Below are 18,964 nucleotides of genomic sequence, written 5' to 3'. Positions count from 1 at the left end.
CTTCTACGTAGTCTGTCGAATGAAAACGGCGTGTTGCCTGTAGTCGACTACAGGCAACACGCCTGTGGGCGGGGATTATGCTGGATTATTCGCTTAGTCCTCGCCTTGTGCGATGCGCTTGCATTCGGACGAGAAGTCCTGATGCTGTTGCAGCAGATCCACGGTCAGCGGCTTCGGGAAGGACTTGGAGCGCTTGGAGGCGTTCGCAGGGGCCTTCTCGCCTTCGTAGAGCGGGGTCGGGTAGGTCTGCAGGAGTTCCTTGCGACCCTTGTCGATGATGATGCCGGCCATCTTCTGCGCCTTCGGGTTGGTCTTTGCGCCCTTGTCGAGCACGGCCACCGACTCGGTCAACGAGTAGTTGCCTTCGGTCGGGTCGACATAGTCGATCGGAAGGCCCTTCTTCTTGTCCGCGACCGCCTGGTGGCGCAGGCCGAAGCCGATCGCCACTTCCTTGGCGCGCACGGCCTTGAGCGGGCCGGAGCCGGACTGCTCAAGATGCGGGCCGGCGTTGCGGTAGATGTCGGTCAGGATCTGCTTGCCCTTGTCGCCGGTGCCGTAGGCGTCGACGATGGCCTGGATCATCAGCCAGCCGGTGGAGGAGCCTTCCATATCCGGCACGGAGATCAGTCCCTTGTATTCGGGCTTGGCCAGATCGGCGTAGCTCTTCGGCGCCTCGACGCCTGCGGCCTTCAGGGCCTCGGTGTTGATGATGATGGCGCCTTCCTGGGCGGTGGTCGGGGAGCGGTAGGCCGGTGCCTTCGAGTTCTCCGTGTTGCCCAGCAGCTTGGTGTGCACATCGGTCAGATCGGCGAACATGTGGTTGCGCTCCTGCGCGGAGTCCACGTAGTAGGAGCTCATCGTCAGCATATCGGCCTCAAGCGCCTTGCCTTCGGCCAGCATCTTGCCGCCGAGCTCGGAGGTGCCGAACTCCTGGATGATGTACTGGTCCTTGTAGCCGTTGTTGTCAAGCGCGTTCTCAAAGGCGGTCACGGCCTCCTCATCGGCGTTCGTGTAGATCACGACCTTGCCGCCGGCCGCAGCGGCACCAGTGGAGAAGGTACCGAAGGCCACCAGCAGCACCACGACCACTGCGGAGACGATGCCGGTGAACATGTTGCGGGTCTTGCGGTTGCCATCGTTCGGCAGCTGGAAGGCTGCGGCAGCGGCGGTCAGCTGGCTGCTCGGACGGACCGCGGCGGCCGAGGCGGCCACCTGCGGGGTCTTCACGGCGGCGCGGGCCTTCTTTGCCTCCTTGGCGCGCTCCTTCGAGCGGTCGCGGGTGGCGAGGGCGATCAGGCCCTTGACCACGAGGTTCACCACGAGGATGAGTAGCGAGAGCACGAACACGTCATCGAACTTGGCGATGTGCTGCAGGGCGGAGATCTTGGTGGTGATCACCTGCGTGCGGGCGCCGGTCAGGAAGACCACCGCGGAGATCGTGACCATCGCGTTCACGAAGTAGTATCCGAAGATCTGCAGCAGCGTGGGCCAAGCGTTCGGCGTGACCACACGGACCAGCGTCTTGAACCAGCTGTCGCCCATGAGCTTGGCCGTGGTCTCCCAGCCTGCGTTCATCTTGGTCAGCGAGTCCTTGATCATCTGGTATGGCGTGGCGAAGTAGTGGATGATGTTCGCGATGATGAGGATCCAGAACGTGTTCTGCAGCGGGGAGCCGGAGAACATGAACAGGAAGGCGATGCCGAGCACCATGCCAGGCACGGTGTTGATGATTGCGGAGATCGCGTCCACCGAGCGGCGTGCCCAGGCGGGCAGCTTGGAGCGCGAGGTCACCAGGCCTGCGGCGTAGACGAACACGCATCCGAAGATGGCGGTCATCACGGCCACGTACAGCGAGTTGGTGAACACCTGGGTCAGCTGGGAATCGGTGAACAGGTTGGCGATGTGGCTGAAGGTGAAGCCGAGGTGGTCGGGCCATTCCTGAACGAACGGGATGAGCAGGATCACCAGGAACACGGAGAGCACGCACACCAGCGTCACCACCGAGAGGATGCCGCAGATCCAGTCGCGCTTCTTGCCCTTGGGCAGGTCGACCTGGCTGATCTGCTTGTAGCGGATGGCGAAGCGCTCAAGGACGGTCATCAGGATGATCGAGATGATCGAGGGGATGAGCATGAACACGGCGATCACGGCACCACGGTTGAAGTTCGGGATGGAGCCGAGCATCTGGTTGAACAGCGTCATGGCCAGCACGTCGTACTCGCCGCCCACCGAGGTCGGGATGCCGTAGTCGGTGAACGCCAGGAAGAACGATTGGATGAAGGCCACGGCCATCGTGCCGATCAGCGGCCTCAGTACGGTGTTGAGGAAGGTGGTGAACGGGTTGTCGCCCATGATGTGGGAGACGATGATGAACTTCTTGTCCACGAACTGGAAGCTGTTGTTGATCAGCAGGAAGCAGGTGGGCAGTGTGTAGATCACATAGCCGATCAGCAGGCCGTTGAAACCGTAGATGTCGAACAGCGGGTGGCCGATGAGCTGGGTGATCAGACCATTCTTGCCGAACGAGTAGATGATGGCGAAGCCGTAGGTGATGGTCGGCAGCAACATCGGCAGCTGCGCGAGCAGGGCCACGGCCTTCTTGAAGCCGGCCGGCACGTTGGTGCAGTTGATGGTGTAGCTCAGCAGGAACGCGAGGATCACGGCCACCAGCGCGGAGACCGCGGCCACGGTCAGCGAGTTGGTGATCGACCGCATGAACTCGGGCCGGGAGAGGATCGTCGCATAGTTCTCAAGGGTGGCCGCGCCGCCTGCGGTGGTGAACGAGCGGATGATCACGAGGATCATCGGCACCACGAGGAAGCCGACGAAGCACACCGCCACGATGATGAGCAGCGTCCACAGTTCCGTCTGCTTCGGCTTGGATGGGCGGCGCTCGTAATTGACTATTTCAGGGCGGATGCTGGGCAGTTGGTTGCCCGCCTGGATGGATTCGACCGACATCGCTCAGGCCTCCTGACCTTCGGCGGCGAGCTGGGCGTTGGCCTTGGAAGCGTTCGCATCGCCCTCGTTGAACAGGGTGTAGATGTTGTTGCGCTTGACTTCGAGCTGGTGGAGGATGAACTTCTTGACGAAGTCGCTGGCCGGATGTTCGATGATGTTCTCCGGGGTGTCGAACTGGGCCACCTTGCCGTGGTTGATGATGAGCACCTTGTCGCTCATCGTGCAGGCTTCCTCAGGGTCGTGCGTGACCATGATGGTGGTGAGCTTGTACTGCTCCACGATCTGCTTGATCTTGGCCTTGATGGATTCCTTGATCACGCCGTCCAATGCGGACAGCGGCTCATCGAGCAGCAGCAGCTTCGGCTTCATCACCAGCGTGCGTGCCAAGGCCACACGCTGCTTCTGGCCGCCGGAGAGCTCGTCGATGTGCTTGTTCAGGTGCTCTTCGAGGCCGAGCAGGGAGATGAGCTCCTTGATCTCCGCCTCGGAGGAGATGCCGGGGTTGTTGCGCAGGCCGTAGGTGATGTTCTGGTATGCGGTGAGGTTCGGGAACAGCGCGTAGTCCTGGAACACGATGTTGAAGCCGCGCTTCTCCATCGGCACGTTCGTCAGGTCCTCGCCGTTGTAGAGCAGCTGGCCGCTGGTGGCGTCCGTGATGCCCAGGATGATGTTGAGCAGCGTGGTCTTGCCGCCGCCGGAGGGGCCGAGGATCGACATGATCTGGCCGTCGCCAAGGGTGATGCTGATGCCGTTCAGCACGTGGGTGTCGCCGAACGACTTGGTGATGTTCTTCAGTTCGAGCATATTTCTCAACTTGCCTTTCGTTTGGCCGCCTTTTCGTCTGTCTGACGGTGTGTGTCAGGTTTGACGCTCGGACGGTCCGAACTTGCTTGACGCCGCATGATGTGACGTCATGATCGGTGTTCCGTTATCACGGCTCCAACCTCATGCCGTACTTCCATAGTGCGTCGATGCGGGGTAGCGATTGTATTACATCGGGGAAAGCTCGGAGAAAGGACTGTGAACAGCAAGTGAAATTACATGGTTTTCGTGTAGTCGTGTAGTTTTGTGCAAACGGAGGCGGCCGGCGGAAGAGTTCAGTCACAGTTCATATTGCGGTCAATGCAAATGTCCGATTTCGCGGCGTGAGCCGGTAGGCTCGGAATCGTACAAGATGGCAATGGCAATGAACGGGAGCGTACCTGTGCAATCGTCAGTGGGAATACGGGAGCGTATCGACCACGTGTACCCTACGCTGCGTCCGGCCGAGCGGGCCGTGGCCCAATACATTCGTGACCACACCGAGGAGGCGGCCGATCTTACGGTCGGACAATTGGCGGATGCGTCGCATGTAAGCCAGCCCACCGTGATTCGGTTCTCCCGCAAACTGGGATTCGGCGGCTACCGTGAACTGCGGTATGTGCTGCGTCACCCCGCCGCCGCTCATCAGGTGACGTTCGATCCATTGTCCGGATTCGACCTGAATCCTTGGGATAATGTCGATGAGATTCCTGCCAAGGCCGCCGATGGTGCCAAAGCGCTGATCGACGAGATGCGCGGTGCCTTGGATGCCAAAGCCTACCGTAAGGCGGTCGAGATCATCGCCGAAGCGGGTTTGATTGATATTTTCGGCGTGGAGAATTCGCTGACGCCGGCCATGGATCTGTTCACGAAGTTCGAGTATCTGGGGCTCACCAGTCGCCTCAATACCGATGCGTACCTGCAGCAGATCGGCGCCGGACACCTGACTCATGGCGATGTTGCCATCGCGTTCTCCCACTCCGGAAGCTCGGCTGATACGGTCAAGGCGCTGAGGTTGGCGAAATCGCGTGGGGCCAAAACCATCGCGATCACCAACGCCATCGGCGCTCCCTTGGCCAGCTGGGCTGATGTAGTGCTTGTGACCGGGCGCGACTCGCATGCCATCTACGGCAATGCGATCTTCTCGCGCGTGGCCGATACCGCGCTCGTGGACATGCTGTACATGGGCGTGATTCTCTCCGATTACGGCCGCTTCTCCACCGCGCTGGACGAATCCGGCCGTATGATTCGCGACCGCGTCTTCGAAAGCTGAACTTCTGGATTGATTCGTTCGGCTGTGGCGACTTGCGATGTGATGGATCGCGCCACGATTGGCAATGGTCTGCGTGCCCCGCTGCTGCTCGCGGTTGCCTGTGGTGCTCGGGAGAACTGTAGTCGATTCTATAAGCGGCTGTAAGTGCGCGTCCCAACGATGATGGCGCGTACTTACGGTCTGTATTGCCGCTGAAACCGGCTGTAAGTACGCGTGACCTTCGTCGAGACGCGTACTTACAGTCCCTTTCCGCGAATCGCAGCGTATTTCATGCTCCAATAGCGCGACGGGTATTTCCTTCAGCGTCGTTTTTTGAGAGGCAAATGCATCATGGGTCGTGGCCGTCTAGTACGTTATTCCTTTGCATGCCCCTGTAGCTCAATGGATAGAGCCACGGCCTTCTAATCCGTCGGTTGCCCGTTCGAGTCGGGTCGGGGGCACGTGGACAGAGCCGGTTTTCGTTGCGTGAGTGTGACGAAACCGGCTTTTTATGCGGTCGGGTGAAGAGGCCTTTGCATGCGTGATTCGGGAACACTGTATCCGGGAACACCCTTAGGGGATGCACAAGCATGGGCAAACGCTATAGACTGGCTGCGGATGCGCTGACAGCTGGATGAATGCGACGGTCTGGAGGCCTCACGTCGAGGACCGTGCATTCGCAGGGCGGGTCTCCTCTGCGGATGTCAGTGCACGCAGCGTCCGCCAACGGCGACGAACGAGGGGAGAGGGTGCCTATGGCCCAGGATGTTGTTCGGCATGATGCCGATGACGTTGGAAATGACGATGCCCGAACCAATGACCGCAGTGCTGGTTCCGGCAGTTTTCGCACGAGTGCGCCGATTAACCGTCAATCCACTGGCGTGCCTGGTGCTCGACCCATCATCGAGGTGCGCAACCTACGCAAGGAGTATCCGGTCGAGGACGAGACCGTAGTGGCATTGGAGCGCGTGAACCTCGCCATCCCGCAAGGCCAGATTTGCTGTATCTTCGGCGAATCGGGCTCCGGGAAATCCACCTTGCTCAACCAGCTCGCCGGCATGGAGAAGCCCACGCGCGGCGGCGTCAGAATCGGCGGTGTGCCGGTCAGCAAACTCGACGAGCGTGAATTGGCGGCCTTCCGCCAGAAGCACATCGGTTTCGTGTTCCAGTCCTACAATCTGCTGCCCAATCTGACCGCGCTTGAAAACGTGGCCATGCCGCTCATGTTCCGGGGCGTTCCGAAAGCGCAACGCGAACGGACGGCGCGCGGCATCCTCAAGCGCGTCGGCCTTGGACACCGCATCGGGCACTACCCACGGCAGATGTCCGGCGGCCAGCAGCAGCGTGTCGGCATCGCCCGCGCGTTCGTGACCAGGCCCGAGGTCGTGTTCGCCGACGAACCCACCGGCAACCTCGATTCCAAGACCAAGGCCGAGGTCATGGCGATGATCTGCGCGTTCGCCCGCGACTTCAACCAGACCATCGTGCTGGTGACCCATGACCCGCAGATGGCCGCATACGCCGACCGCATCGTCACCCTGCTGGACGGCCGCATCATCAGCGATACGGCCAATCGTCCAGCAGCGGCGCAGTGGCCGGATTCAATGCATCCAACGGATGCGGCCAAATCCCAGTTGTCTGCAACCACAGCATCCCGTCGAGGCGACAACAGCACACAGCGCCTTGAGTACAACCGGAACCAATACCAGTCCCCAACCCAGCCGAACACCCAGGAGCGGCGCGAACAAGGAGCCACAAGATGACCATGCATTCCATTGAAGCCGATACCCGCAAGCCGGGTTCCGCGATCGCGCTGTCCACAATAACCCCGGACGCAATAACCCCGGACGCAATAACCCCGGACGCAACCGGGCCCTCTGCCGCTCGCCGGGGCGTCGTCCGCCTGTTCGCCGCCATCATGGCGATGTTCGTCGCACTGGCGTTGCTGGTCGCCATGCCGGCAGCCCATCGGCAGGCGTTCGCCGAAGACGGCGCCAGCGTGTCCGGCGATGGCGGCTCGGGCGAGGTCACGACCCCTGTGGCCGGACCGGTGCCGAACATCATCGTCACCAACTTCACCACCGGCGCCGACACGGTGGCAGCCGGCTCCAAGTTCGATCTGAACTTCACCTTCCAGAACAAAGGCCAGGTGGCCGTGACGAACATGGTGGTCACAGTGGACGGCGGCGAAAGCTTCGCGATCGCCGGCGGTACGAACACCTTCTACGTGGACGCGCTGTGGGCCGGCTATTCGCTGTCCCAGACCGTGCCGATGCAGGCGCTGTCCTCGGCGAAAAGCGGCGCGCAGCCCATCGGGCTGAGCTTCAAATACGAGTATCTGGACTCCGGGGCGCGCAACTCGACCCAGTCCGACATCAAGATCTCAGTGCCGATCAGCCAGCCCGACCGCTTCGAGATCGGCGAGCCGGTGCTGCCCGATCAGGTGATCGCCGGCCAGGAGGCTACGCTCACAATGGAATATGTGAACAAGGGCAAGGGCGACATCGCCAACGTGGAGGCCACGATGGAGGGCGAGGGCTTCGACGCCACGATGAAGAACCAGTATGTGGGCAATGTGGCATCCGGCGCCACCGGCTCGATCGGCTATGCGTTCACCCCGCAGGCGGCGGGCGAGCTCGACGCCAAGCTTAAGATCACGTATGAGGACTCGGACGGACAGACCAAGACCAAGGAATTCCCGGTCAAGCTCACCGTGGCGGACATGCCGCCCGTGGACGAGACGATGGTCGACGACTTCAGTGAGCCCGCCGCCGGTCCTGCCGTCCCTTGGTGGGTGTGGGTGGCAGGTGCCTTGGGCATAGTGGTGCTGATTGTGGTGATTGTGCTGTTGGTGCGCCGCCATCGCAAGAAGAAAGCGAAGAGCGATATCGATGAGGAGTGGGACGACTGGGCGGAAGGCAAGGGCGCGGATGGCACGTCCGCCGAGCGGAACGCCGGTTCGGCGGGCTCCTTGGCAAACTCCAGGACGAGCTCCCCGACAGATTTCAAGATCGGTGGCTCTGGTTCGGATGCGACGCCGACTGTGGTGATTACGCCGGCTGCCGGTGCTTCGGCTGCCGGTTCCACGGCCGCCGCCGGTGGCCCTGCCGAATCCACTGCGACTGTTGCCCCTGCGGCGGGCGCGTCGCGGTCCGAGGCACAGACCGCCATCCAGCCTTCCTCGCCTGCCCACAAGGCCTGAGCGAAAGGCCATGCCATGCGATTCGGCGATATCCTGCGGCTCTGCCGCCAGAACCTATGGAGACGCAAATCACGCACGATCCTGACCGTGCTCGGCGTGATCGTCGGCTGCTGCTCCATCGTGCTCATGATCTCCCTCGGCCAGGGCATCAACGAACAGAACGAGAAGATGCTCAAGCAGATGGGCGATCTCTCCATCGTCACCGTCTACACCTCCGGCGGAGGCAGGACGAACACCGGCTCGGGCACCACCGAGGTCAAGCTGGACGACAAGGCCCTCGAGAGCTTCCGTTCGCTGGGCAACGTCTCCGGTGTGACACCGGTGATGAACCTGCCGTACAACGCCACGCTCAAGGCCGGTTCGGGTGGGCGGTACGTGGCCGACTTCGTGCAGATCATGGGCATCGACATGACGCAGTTCGACCAGATGGGCTACACAATCAAGGACGGCTCCATGCCGGTCCGCGATGGTCAGGTCCTGGCCGGCGAGTGGCTGGCGTACGACTTCATGGACACCCTGCGCGGCGGCGAGATGCGTTACGCCAACCGTGGCGACGGCTCGTATTCCTGCACGTATAACGAGGCCACCGGCCAATGCGAGGAGCCTGAGGACCAGGACCCGTATTTCGATCCGATGAAAACGCGGCTGACGCTGGTCACCGGCACCGACTACCAGGGCAGCTCCTACAGCATGCAGATGATGGGCGGCGGTTCCGGGAGCGGCACGGGCTCCCAGTCGGAGACCGTCACCGTGGACCTCACCGTCTCCGGCATCACCAAGGCGGACCAGAGCAAGGGGTACTCCACCTCCAGCGGATTGGTCATGGACCTGAAGGACCTGAAGGCGCTGATTGCCAAAGTGGACCCGTCCACGGCCAAGAAGACCTCAACCACATACGATCAGGCGTTCGTCAAGGTCACGGATCTGTCGTCCGTGCCCGAGGTGGAATCGCAGATCAAGGCGATGGGCTTCGACACCTCGTCCTACGAGGACATGCGCAAGTCGCTGGAGGAGCAGTCGCGGGCCATCCAGCTCATCCTCGGCGGCATCGGTGCCGTGTCCCTGCTGGTTGCGGCCATCGGCATCGCCAATACGATGGTCATGTCCGTGACCGAACGCACGCGCGAGATCGGCATCATGAAGGCGCTCGGCTGCTATGTGCGAGACATCCGCGTCATGTTCCTGGCCGAGGCCGGGGCGATTGGCTTCTTCGGAGGACTCATAGGCTGCATCATCAGCGGACTGATTTCGCTGGCCATCAACCTCATCGGCATGACCTATCTCTCGTCGATGATGTACGGAGCGCCCGAGGACGCCGCATCCCTCTCGTTCGGGGAGCGGCTCTGGCAGGCGCTGGTCGGCGGCGAGGACGTGACCCGCTACTCGGTGATCCCTTGGTGGCTGTTCGGATTCGCCATCCTCTTCTCCACGTTGATCGGCCTGCTGTTCGGTTTCGGACCGGCCAACAAGGCGGTGAAGATTCCGGCGCTGGACGCCATCAAAAACAGCGAATGATCGCGTCGACGACCTGCTCCACGGTCAGGCCGTAACGTTCGTTGAGCTCGGCGAGGGGAACGCGGTCGGTGAATTCCTTGGCGGCGCCGAAGTTCAATACGCGGGGATTCGCTGGCGTGGCATTGGATGCGCCGGAGAACGCGGGATTGTTAGGGACAGAGTCGGTGCCTTGGGCTTCGGACGCCGTCCGGCTCCAATGGTTGGCATAGTAGGCGGTGATTTTCTCGCCCCAGCCGCCTTCCAGCTGACCGTCCTCAAGGGTGACGACAAGCTGGTGGCCGTTACGCAGCGACTCCAAGACGTCCGTATCCAGCGAAGTGCACTGGCGCGGATCGATGACCGTCGCGCCGATGCCGTGCCGGGCGGCAAGTTCTGCCGCAGCACGCTCCGCCAGCGGATAGGCGTTGCCAAGGCCCACAATCGCCACTCGCACACCCCGGTGGGTGATTCGCCATCTCAGCATGTCTGCCTGGGACTGCGGCAGCGGGGCCGATTGCAGATCGCGGACGGTTGCGGCGATGCGTTCGGCATCGCCGCAACCGTCGTTCAGGGTCTCCTTCGCCGTATTGAGTGAACCAGTGAGTGAACCAGCCGCTGCGCCGCCGGTCAGCGGCAGCAGGGAGGAATCATGGTCGGCTGCCAGAATCGCTTCACCCGGTACGCGAATCACCACCGCGCCCTTCGGTGCGCCGGGCTTGCCGACCGGCATCGTCGACCAGGCGAGGTCGTGAAGGAACTCGCGGCCGGACGTCGGCACCAGCATCGTGACACCGGGGATGTTGGCGAACATCGTCAGGTCATAGGCACCGGAATGGGTATTGTCCGAGCCGGACAGGCCACCCAGGAAGTCGAGCACGGTCACACGCGAACGGTTCAGGCTCATCTCCTGGAAGAACTGGTCGTAGGCACGCTGGAAGAAGGATGCCGTCGTGGCCACCACCGGCGTGCCGCCCGCACGGGCGATGCCAGCAGCGAACGCCACCGCATGGGATTCGGTGATGCCGGTATCCACGTAATGCACGCCTGCGCGCTCGCGGAAATCATGCGTGATGCCGTTGGAACCCGGGGTGGCGGGGGAGATGACCACGAGCCCCGGTTCGTGGGGGAAGCGCGGTTCGAGTGCGGCCATGGCCATCTTGCCGTAATATTTGCGCGGATCGTCCGGATTGCCCAGCGCGGAATCGGGCTTCTGCCAATGCGACGCCTCGCACTGGCCCTCATGCGGGGCAGAATCGGACAGATTGCAATGGTCGGAATGCCAAGGCTCCGTATGCAGCACGTTGTCGGTGGAAGCAATGCCCTCGGCCAAATCGCCGGGACGAGTCGTGCCATGTGACATATCGCCGGTATCCATACCCTGCTGCGTGGTGTCGCTCGCTTGCCCATTGCACTCGGGACATCCATCATATCCCGCATATCCCGCGCCTTTCAGCGTATGGATATGCACCACCACCGGATGATCGATGTCCTTTACCTCCTCGAAAGCGGCGACCAGCGCATCCACATCGTTGCCGGCCTCCACATAGCGGTAATCCAATCCGAACGCCTCGAACAGGTTCGGCTGCGCTGTGCCTCCCGAGGCGCGCAGACGGGCGAGCGGTCCGTACATGCCGCCGAAATCGCCGGCGATTGACATCTCGTTGTCGTTGAACACGATGATGAGGTTGCCGCCCTGTTCGGCGGCGTTGTTCAGTCCCTCGAACGCCACGCCGGAGCTCAGCGAGCCGTCGCCTATCACCGCCACCACGTTGCCGATCGTGCTGGATGCGCCTGTCGCGGCGTTTTCGGCGGCGGCATTCTCGGTATCGCGGGTCTTCGCGATCCCGCAGGCCAGCGAAATGGACGTGCCGGTGTGCCCCAGCACGAATTGGTCATGTTCGCTCTCCTCGGGGTTGGTGAATCCGGTCACGTCATCGAAATGGTCTGGGTCGAGGTATGCGGCGGCGCGGCCGGTGAGCATCTTGTGCACGTAGCTTTGATGGGAGACGTCGAACACGATGCGGTCGCGGGGTGAGTCGAACACGCGGTGCAAGGCCACCGTGGCCTCGACCATGCCAAGATTCGAGCCGATGTGCCCGCCGTGATGGTGCCCATAGGAGAGGAGCGTGGCACGAATCTCGTGGCACAGTTCCTTGAGTTGTCCTGCCGGCAGCGCCTTGACGTCGGCCGGGCCGGTGATGCCGCGCAGCAGGGGTGCGTCGGTGGTCGCGGGTGCTGCGCCTTGGGCGGCTGTGGCTGTGGCTGCAGTCGTAGCGGACCGGGGAACGATTGGACGCTCGCTGCTCACGCCGTCGGTGATGACACTGTCCGATTCGTTGCCCCGCACCTCGCCCATACCAGAATTCTCCCCTCGCATCAGACTTCCGAATTCGACATGCTAGCGTCACCTGTTGCCTAAGTCGTTTCGGGCGGGGCAAATACCCCCAACATCTCCGTAAATGCGGGCGGGCGTATGCCGCGTTGGTTCGGGTGTGGAAGAATGGATGCCAGCTCGTCATTGTCAGGTTATTTCGAAGGAGTCAAGCCGATGAAGGCCGTATACGCATCCACCGTCAACCATGATGATCCGCTTGCCGCGCTCGCGGTCGGAGAGCAATCCGAGCCGCAGCCGCGCCAATACTGGTCCACGATTACGACCCGTGCCGTGAGCGTGAACCATCACGATATCTGGTCCCTGCAGGGCGTGGGGCTAGCCGCCGAGCAGACGCCGATGATTCTCGGCACCGATGCCGTGGGTGTGCTGGATGAGGACATCCCCGGCAAGCATGGCCTCAAGGCGGGCAGCGAAGTGGTGCTGTACACCGTGGTCGGCTCGGATGGCAACGGTGTGGCACCGGGGGAGCGGCGTTCGATCCTGTCCGAACGATATCCGGGAACCATGGCCGAGAAGGTGGCGGTTCCCAGCGCCAACGTATTCGCCAAGCCGGCGAATCTCACCACCGTCGAAGCCGCCGCGCTTGGCACCAGCTGGCTGACCGCCTATTCGCTGCTTTTCAATGCCGCCGGCGTCAAACCGGGCGACTCCGTGCTGATTCAGGGTGCAGGCGGCGGCGTCTCCACTGCCGCCATCCAGCTCGCCCATGCGGCGGGTCTTGAGGTGTATGTCACCTCGCGCAACGAAGCCAAGCGGGCCAGGGCCTTGGAGCTCGGGGCTGACGCCGCATTGGAGACCGGCGCCCGTCTGCCGCGCAAGGTGGACGCGGTGATCGAGTCCGTGGGTGCGGCCACATGGAGCCATTCCGTCAAATCCGTGCGTCCCGGCGGCACCATCGCCATCTGCGGCGCCACCACCGGTGACCAGCCCGGTGCCGAACTGACGCGCGTGTTCTTCCAGGACATCCGGGTGCAGGGCAGCACGATGGGTTCGCGTGAGGACTTCGCACGGCTCCTGCGGTTCGTGCAGATCGCCGACATCCATCCCGCCATCGATTCCGTGTTCTCCGGTCTTGACGCCGCGCCCGAAGCCTTCGCCAAGATGGTCGCCGGAGACGTCTTCGGCAAGATCGTCATCGAGCTGTAGGAGACTCCACCGCTGGGACGGCCTGAGAAGAGCGTTGCCTGGCGCTTCAGTGGTGGTGCGACACCAAGAACTCATCGCCTCTGCCGATATGCAAGGCGTAGGAGTACAGTGGGGGCATATTCTCAATAACTAGGGAGTAAATGATAATGGCAAATGAATCCAAGCCCGAAGTCGCGGTGGTCATGGGCTCCTCCAGCGACTGGGAGACCATGAAGCGTGCCTGCGATATCCTCGACCGGTTCGGCGTCGCCTACCACAAGCAGGTCATCTCCGCACACCGCACGCCGGAGCTGATGGCTGATTTCGCGCATAACGCCCGCGCCAACGGCCTCAAGGTCATCATCGCCGGTGCCGGTGGCGCCGCCCACCTGCCGGGCATGATCGCCGCGCAGACCACGCTGCCGGTGATTGGTGTGCCTGTGCGCTCCCACGCCCTCTCCGGCTGGGATTCGCTGCTCTCCATCGTGCAGATGCCGGGCGGCATTCCGGTGGCCACCACCGCCGTCGGCAACTCCGGTGCCACGAACGCCGGTCTGCTCGCCGTGCAGATGCTCTCCGCGTTCGAGCCGGAACTCGCCGACAAGCTTGAGGATTATCGCAACGAACTGAAGGAAAAGGTGGCTGAATCCAATGCCCAGCTTGTCTGAGGAGACGCACGGCGCCACGCAGATGCTGCAGCCGGGTGCCACGATCGGCATCATCGGCGGCGGCCAGCTCGGCCGTATGATGGCCCTGTCCGCCAAATACATGGGCTTCCGCATCGGCGTGCTCGACCCGACGCCGGACTGCCCGACCGCACAGGTCGCCGACTTCCAGATCGTCGGCGAATACGACGACAAGACCGCCATCCATGATCTGGCGGAGAAATCAGACGTCCTGACCTACGAGTTCGAGAACGTCGACGCCGATTCCATCGACGAGGTGCGCCATCTGGTCGCAGCCCCGCAGGGTACCGACCTGCTGCGCGTCACCCAGGACCGCATCAACGAGAAGACCTTCATCAACCAGCACGGCATCGAGACCGCGCCGTGGCGTGAGGTCAACGACTTCGACGAGCTCGAGGCCGCCATCGACGAGCTGCGCTACCCGTGCGTGCTGAAGACCCGCTCCGGCGGCTACGACGGCCACGGCCAGCACGTGCTCAAAAACGATATGGATCTGGAGAAGATTCGCGCCCGCGGCGACCGCGGTGGCGGCTTCCCCCCGTCCATCCTCGAAGGGTTCGTCGACTTCGCGTTCGAGGCGTCCATCCTCGTCTCCGGCAACGGCAAGGATTACGTCACCTTCCCGATCGTGCGCAACGACCACCGCAACAACATCCTGCACATGACGATCGCCCCCGCCGAGGTCTCGCCCGAGATCGCACGCACTGCGCATGAGATGGCCCTGGCGCTCGCGAAGGGCTTCGAGCTCGCCGGCACGCTCGCCATCGAGCTGTTCGTCACCCGCGACAACCGCGTGATCGTCAACGAGCTCGCGCCTCGTCCGCACAACTCCGGCCACTACACCATCGAGGCGTGCTCCATTGACCAGTTCGACGCGCATATCCGCGGCATCGCCGGATGGCCGCTCATCCAACCGAAGCTCCTGAGCCCGGCCGTCATGGTGAACGTGCTCGGCCAGCATGTGCTGCCCACGCGCGCGCAGATCGCCACCCACCCCGAGTGGAACGTGCACGACTACGGCAAGGCGCAGCTGCGCCACAACCGCAAGATGGGCCACATCACCGTGCTCACCGACGACACCGCCCGCACGGTCGCCGAGCTGGAGGCCACCGGATGCTGGGACGACCTGAAACCGTATGAGCGTCCGTTCGTGCAACCGGTGTCGGCAGTCGCGTCTGACGCGGCCGGTACTGCAGCTGCGGCCAGCTCGGCGGCAGGCAGCAGGGAGGCGTGACGTTTCCGTATGGTTGAACATATCGAACGTCAGACCAAGCAGAAGGACGCCATCCGCGCAGCGCTCGCCGGTTGTGAGGAATTCATATCCGCCCAGGACCTGCATCGCAAGCTGGAGGACGAAGGCTCTAGGATCGGCCTCGCCACCGTGTACCGTCAGCTCAATGCGCTGGCGGACACGGGTGCTGCGGATACCATTCGTCTCGACGGCCAGCAGCTGTTCCGTCTGTGCGGCGACGATGGGCATCACCATCATCTGGTGTGTCGCAATTGCGGCAGGACCGTGGAGATCGACCCGCCGAACGAGGCGTGGCTGCGCAGCGTGGCCGGCAAGCATGGCTTCACCGTTGAATCGCACACGCTGGAGGTCTTCGGCCTGTGCCCCGAATGCCAGAAACGGTGATCGGCGCGGAGCGGTGAGACAAACCGGCAATAAGCATCGAGGGCATCCTGCGACAACGCGGGATGCCCTCGATGCTTATTGTTAAAAACCAAGACACGCCTGATATTCCGGTGTTTCCAACGGGTGTGAGGCGATTGTCCGGTTACTACCGATTGACGGGCGGTTACAAGGGAACTGCATCACGGTATATGCCGGGAAGCGGATTATCAAGTGACTGGCCTGACACATCGGCCAGTGGGTCTCATGGTGAGGCTCATCAGAGGAGATTGAGAAGGAGAATACGCTCATGAAACCATGCACTCAGTGTGGTACATCCAATCCGGATGAGGCGAAGTTCTGCCGTCAGTGCGGCACGCCGTTCGCATATGCCAATCCGGTGTCCGCCAATCCGGTGTCTGCCGGTCCGATTCCCGCGGGCCCTGCTCCGGCACAGGCCCCTGCGGAGGTCAAGCCTCTGATCAGTTCCGTTGACCATGAACATCCTGGTCAATGATAGCAAGCAGGAGTCGTTCTACCAGCAGTAATAGGTTGTGGCTCCACGCAACGGGTGTGGGCCGGGCGGCATGTGCCTTGGGAATGTCGACGGCTCACTCAGGAGGAACTGCAACGCAACATGCCAGGATACCCGTTCGACCGGAATCGCAACGGCAATGTAACTCTCAAGGACTTGTAGATGGTCTTGGCCGGCTTGCATTTCGCGCTGGTAGTAGACTGGCTTTGTTTCCATTCGATGGGGAGGAGTTATGCCGACAAGTTACGGTAAAGAGCTGCTGGAGGACCGTTGTTTTGCCAGACTCTATGATCTGATATACAACGCTATATCTCCGAAACTGGAATCGTCTGGATATGCGACGGGTCTTAATCCCGCCATCGTGGCGAGGTTCGGCTCCACTGATCCCGATACGTGGACCATGAAATTCATCTTTTCCAATACAAGAAAGAGCAAGGGCATGACCTCGCTCGATTATGAGGAGAAGAGCATCAATCCGCAAATCATCAAACTGCTGCACTCCTCTGGAACGGATGCTGAATTCGAGTCCGGTATTCGCGGTGAAATCAAACATTGGTTCGCTGACTTGTTTGACATGACGGAATTTGGCTTGACCAGACGCGTCATCGAACACGATATGGAGATAGCTGCAACCGTCGTTGATGGCACGAGTTTCGCGAATGTGCCGGAAACCAATCTATGGCATCTACAGACCTGCTCCCCGTTGCAGACGAGATTCTCGGAACAGGAGATTCGTTCGTTTGCATGGCCCTATAGGAGACTGATCGATTGGCCCGATGACCGGCAATATGATGATTACCGAAAGGGGAAGCGCAGTCGACGGCCATTCCTGGATCGCAAACAGATGATTGCGTGCCTCAGCGGTATCCTGCAGAAGGCTGAGGGCTCTGTGGCGATCAACGTGCTGACACGAGCCATCATCAATCTTCATCCATATATGGTTCAAGACGAATCGGACAAATACACCTATGCCGATACCGATGTGGATCTGACGAACATAACCTATGAATCCGTCGGCATGAATGACGATGATACCGACGATTATTCCATTGATGAGCACGGAGGTGAATCATGGTAGAACATGTTCAGACGCCGATGAGGCGTTCATTTACGCTTCCAGCATCTGCGATTCCAGACGAAATCTTCCGCCTCGAGAATCCGGAATACATTGCGAAGCGGCTGGAGCAGCCTGTGGCTGCCGGTCAGCTGTGGATGGCGAAAACCGAGGTCGGCGCCCAGTATGTACTGGTCGGAGGCGTGAATGATGACGCGCGTCTTATCACGGCGATTCCGATGAGCAACAATGACGCTGAGCGAACCGAAGAGGCATTGGTGGTGCGCAATACTCCATTGGGCATGACTATGGTCGCATGGCCGCAGTTGGCGACCGAAGTGCCGGTCCGCATACTGTTCAAGCCGTTGGGCGAATTCGGACAAGCCGCGTCCGATGCGCTGGTCAATGACCGCGAGGATGATGCGCTTGGCATTGAACGCGCGACAACTCCGGAGGATGCGACAACGTCTGCGGCAAAGGCGATTGTCGAGATTCGCAGATGCATGGAAGCATGGCATGCCATGTGCGCCAAGCTGCCGAAGCTGCACGGCAAGGAAACGATGGAATATCGCACGGATGATGACCTAGCCGCATATTCGGAAGCGCTGAAGACTGTATTGCATTTGACTCCAGCGCAGAGACTGGCTGTAAGCCGGGGACGAACGCTCACTCCCGAGCAACAGCAGAAAATGGCCGATGCCGGTTATGCGACACAACCTCACAAGCAGGAGACGATTGCAGACGATTACCTGATTATGGCCGAACAGCCGCAATGGTATGACGCTGCTTCCGCGATCGCCGAGGCGAATGCCCGCTCTGGCGTACAGGCTGACCCTCGTATGCAGCTTGCGCATAAGGCTCAGTTCGAGCTTGCAGCGCGAACGTCCGGTCATGGTGAGGAGGCGATACGGGGAGCATTCCGTAAAGCTGTTGAGAGCGTGATTGAAGAAAGCGGTAGATGAGCGATAGCGCGCCTGGTTCTCCTCGATATATTGAGGCCCTCAACCATCAGGTTGTCCGGATGCTTGATCTGGCTCATGATCGGCATCCGGAATTTGCCGAGGACTGTTTACATGATCCGTGGTCTCTTGCCGCGCATTGGAAGAATGAAGTATGCGTGAAAGCTGTTAATTCGGTTTTGCATAGCCATCTAGCGCAGCAAGACGGCACCGTTGTCGATGATCAGCATGACTTATTAGGTCTGTTCAGTCCTGCACTGGAGGAGCATGAAGATAATATAATTCAGGTCCAATACCGGAGAGGACGAGATAATACCGCACGTCCTAATTTCACCTTGTTACATGAGCTGGGGCATTACCTGCAGCAAACCGATGATGAGCTAGTCACTCGGTTATTCTCGATTACCGATCTGAATCTTGACAAAAAACTGGAAGAGGAAGCCTGTAATCGGTTCGCCGCGGTCGCCTTGCTTCCGACGAATTACGTCAATGACGTTCGTCGTGGAGGGGCGATTGACGCTCGCATGGTGAATTACATCTTTGAAAAAGGTCGCGAAGATCCGGATCCGAATATCGTACGGGTGTCTCGTCCGGCGATCGTCCGGAGAATGGCGGATTTTCTGGAATACCCGGGCTTTGTGGCCTTGGTTCAGGGTCGGAAGGTCAAAGTGCGCGCTCATCGTGATGGGACGGTCTCTTTTGATGACGAGCTCATGGCGGTGGAGCGCACGATGATTGATGCATTTCATAATCGCAAAAGGGTAAAAGACAATGATGTAGTGAAACTCTGGACGACCGAAGAAGGAGAACCAGTATTCTCCAGTTTGGCATTGTCCCGGTCCGGCCGGCAGATCCAATACTTCATTGTTGTGCAATTCGTGCAGTAAG

General features: G+C 60.9%; 13 protein-coding genes, 1 tRNA gene and 2 pseudogenes. 13 read left to right on the top strand and 3 right to left on the bottom strand.

What is annotated here, in order from left to right:
• Positions 1-93: 93 nt before the first annotated feature.
• Both BREU_RS01850 and BREU_RS01845 read right to left on the bottom strand, forming a co-directional pair.
• Positions 94-2,961 (bottom strand): ABC transporter permease subunit, encoded by a 2,868-nt coding sequence (locus tag BREU_RS01850; protein ID WP_081886488.1) that lies wholly within the window; start codon positions 2,959-2,961, stop codon positions 94-96.
• 3 nt (positions 2,962-2,964) lie between these two features.
• The gene (locus tag BREU_RS01845) at positions 2,965-3,765 is read right to left on the bottom strand and encodes an ABC transporter ATP-binding protein (RefSeq protein ID WP_044089962.1); all 801 of its coding nucleotides are present in this window, start codon (positions 3,763-3,765) and stop codon (positions 2,965-2,967) included.
• A 400-nt stretch (positions 3,766-4,165) separates the two neighbouring features.
• Between BREU_RS01845 and BREU_RS01840 the strand changes: the two genes are divergently transcribed.
• The 5 genes and pseudogenes from BREU_RS01840 (at position 4,166) to BREU_RS01820 (ending at position 9,731) form a co-directional block, all read left to right on the top strand.
• Positions 4,166-5,035 (top strand): MurR/RpiR family transcriptional regulator, encoded by an 870-nt coding sequence (locus BREU_RS01840; protein ID WP_044089978.1) that lies wholly within the window; start codon positions 4,166-4,168, stop codon positions 5,033-5,035.
• A gap of 367 nt (positions 5,036-5,402) precedes the next feature.
• Positions 5,403-5,475: transfer RNA gene (locus tag BREU_RS01835), tRNA-Arg, on the top strand.
• 420 nt (positions 5,476-5,895) lie between these two features.
• Positions 5,896-6,618: pseudogene (locus BREU_RS01830) on the top strand (ABC transporter ATP-binding protein); the annotation flags it as partial.
• Positions 6,619-6,932: 314 nt separating this feature from the next.
• Positions 6,933-8,216 (top strand): COG1361 S-layer family protein, encoded by a 1,284-nt coding sequence (locus BREU_RS01825; protein ID WP_238566984.1) that lies wholly within the window; start codon positions 6,933-6,935, stop codon positions 8,214-8,216.
• A gap of 15 nt (positions 8,217-8,231) precedes the next feature.
• A complete protein-coding gene (locus BREU_RS01820; RefSeq protein ID WP_044089960.1) occupies positions 8,232-9,731 on the top strand; it encodes an ABC transporter permease in 1,500 nt (499 codons plus the stop codon).
• On the opposite strand, the gene BREU_RS01815 is transcribed toward BREU_RS01820, so the two are convergent.
• Entirely contained in the window at positions 9,715-12,066 is a 2,352-nt protein-coding gene (locus tag BREU_RS01815) for a 1-deoxy-D-xylulose-5-phosphate synthase (RefSeq protein ID WP_081886487.1), read from the bottom strand. The genes BREU_RS01820 and BREU_RS01815 overlap by 17 nt on opposite strands.
• Before the next feature lie 192 nt (positions 12,067-12,258).
• On the opposite strand from BREU_RS01815, the gene BREU_RS01810 reads away from it, so the two are divergent.
• The 8 genes and pseudogenes from BREU_RS01810 to BREU_RS01770 all read left to right on the top strand — a co-directional run bounded on the left by BREU_RS01810 (position 12,259) and on the right by BREU_RS01770 (position 18,963).
• Entirely contained in the window at positions 12,259-13,251 is a 993-nt protein-coding gene (locus BREU_RS01810) for a zinc-binding dehydrogenase (protein WP_044089959.1), read from the top strand.
• 146 nt (positions 13,252-13,397) lie between these two features.
• Positions 13,398-13,898 (top strand): 5-(carboxyamino)imidazole ribonucleotide mutase, encoded by a 501-nt coding sequence (gene purE, locus BREU_RS01805; RefSeq protein WP_044089958.1) that lies wholly within the window; start codon positions 13,398-13,400, stop codon positions 13,896-13,898.
• Positions 13,882-15,048: pseudogene (gene purK / locus BREU_RS01800) on the top strand (5-(carboxyamino)imidazole ribonucleotide synthase); the annotation flags it as partial. The gene purE and the pseudogene purK, both read left to right, overlap by 17 nt.
• Positions 15,049-15,159: 111 nt before the next feature.
• The gene (locus tag BREU_RS01795; RefSeq protein WP_044089957.1) at positions 15,160-15,552 is read left to right on the top strand and encodes a Fur family transcriptional regulator; all 393 of its coding nucleotides are present in this window, start codon (positions 15,160-15,162) and stop codon (positions 15,550-15,552) included.
• Positions 15,553-15,838: 286 nt separating this feature from the next.
• Complete coding sequence (locus tag BREU_RS01790) at positions 15,839-16,045, top strand: zinc-ribbon domain-containing protein (RefSeq protein ID WP_044089956.1); 207 nt, start codon at positions 15,839-15,841, stop codon at positions 16,043-16,045.
• Positions 16,046-16,295: 250 nt separating this feature from the next.
• Positions 16,296-17,141, top strand: a complete 846-nt coding sequence (locus BREU_RS01785; protein ID WP_044089954.1) for a hypothetical protein — start codon at positions 16,296-16,298, stop codon at positions 17,139-17,141.
• A complete protein-coding gene (locus BREU_RS11145) occupies positions 17,135-18,079 on the top strand; it encodes a hypothetical protein (protein WP_052381983.1) in 945 nt (314 codons plus the stop codon). Before BREU_RS01785 ends, BREU_RS11145 begins: the two co-directional genes overlap by 7 nt.
• Positions 18,076-18,963, top strand: a complete 888-nt coding sequence (locus BREU_RS01770) for an ImmA/IrrE family metallo-endopeptidase (protein WP_052381982.1) — start codon at positions 18,076-18,078, stop codon at positions 18,961-18,963. Before BREU_RS11145 ends, BREU_RS01770 begins: the two co-directional genes overlap by 4 nt.
• The last annotated feature ends 1 nt before the right edge of the window (position 18,964 follow it).

Source organism: Bifidobacterium reuteri DSM 23975 (assembly GCF_000741695.1).
Taxonomy (GTDB): Bacteria; Actinomycetota; Actinomycetes; order Actinomycetales; family Bifidobacteriaceae; genus Bifidobacterium; species Bifidobacterium reuteri.
Note: the sequence above shows the minus strand (reverse complement) of the source record. Positions and strands in the feature narration are given on the sequence as shown.

Bases quoted from the DNA above. Each gene is read 5' to 3' on its own strand.
- BREU_RS01850 (WP_081886488.1), bottom strand. From the start codon at position 2,961: ATGTCGGTCGAATCCATCCAGGCGGGCAACCAACTGCCCAGCATCCGC.
- BREU_RS01845 (WP_044089962.1), bottom strand. From the start codon at position 3,765: ATGCTCGAACTGAAGAACATCACCAAGTCGTTCGGCGACACCCACGTG.
- BREU_RS01825 (WP_238566984.1), top strand. From the start codon at position 6,933: ATGGCGATGTTCGTCGCACTGGCGTTGCTGGTCGCCATGCCGGCAGCC.
- BREU_RS01820 (WP_044089960.1), top strand. From the start codon at position 8,232: ATGCGATTCGGCGATATCCTGCGGCTCTGCCGCCAGAACCTATGGAGA.
- BREU_RS01815 (WP_081886487.1), bottom strand. From the start codon at position 12,066: ATGGGCGAGGTGCGGGGCAACGAATCGGACAGTGTCATCACCGACGGC.
- BREU_RS01810 (WP_044089959.1), top strand. From the start codon at position 12,259: ATGAAGGCCGTATACGCATCCACCGTCAACCATGATGATCCGCTTGCC.
- purE (WP_044089958.1), top strand. From the start codon at position 13,398: ATGGCAAATGAATCCAAGCCCGAAGTCGCGGTGGTCATGGGCTCCTCC.
- BREU_RS01795 (WP_044089957.1), top strand. From the start codon at position 15,160: ATGGTTGAACATATCGAACGTCAGACCAAGCAGAAGGACGCCATCCGC.
- BREU_RS01790 (WP_044089956.1), top strand. From the start codon at position 15,839: ATGAAACCATGCACTCAGTGTGGTACATCCAATCCGGATGAGGCGAAG.
- BREU_RS01785 (WP_044089954.1), top strand. From the start codon at position 16,296: ATGCCGACAAGTTACGGTAAAGAGCTGCTGGAGGACCGTTGTTTTGCC.
- BREU_RS11145 (WP_052381983.1), top strand. From the start codon at position 17,135: ATGGTAGAACATGTTCAGACGCCGATGAGGCGTTCATTTACGCTTCCA.
- BREU_RS01770 (WP_052381982.1), top strand. From the start codon at position 18,076: ATGAGCGATAGCGCGCCTGGTTCTCCTCGATATATTGAGGCCCTCAAC.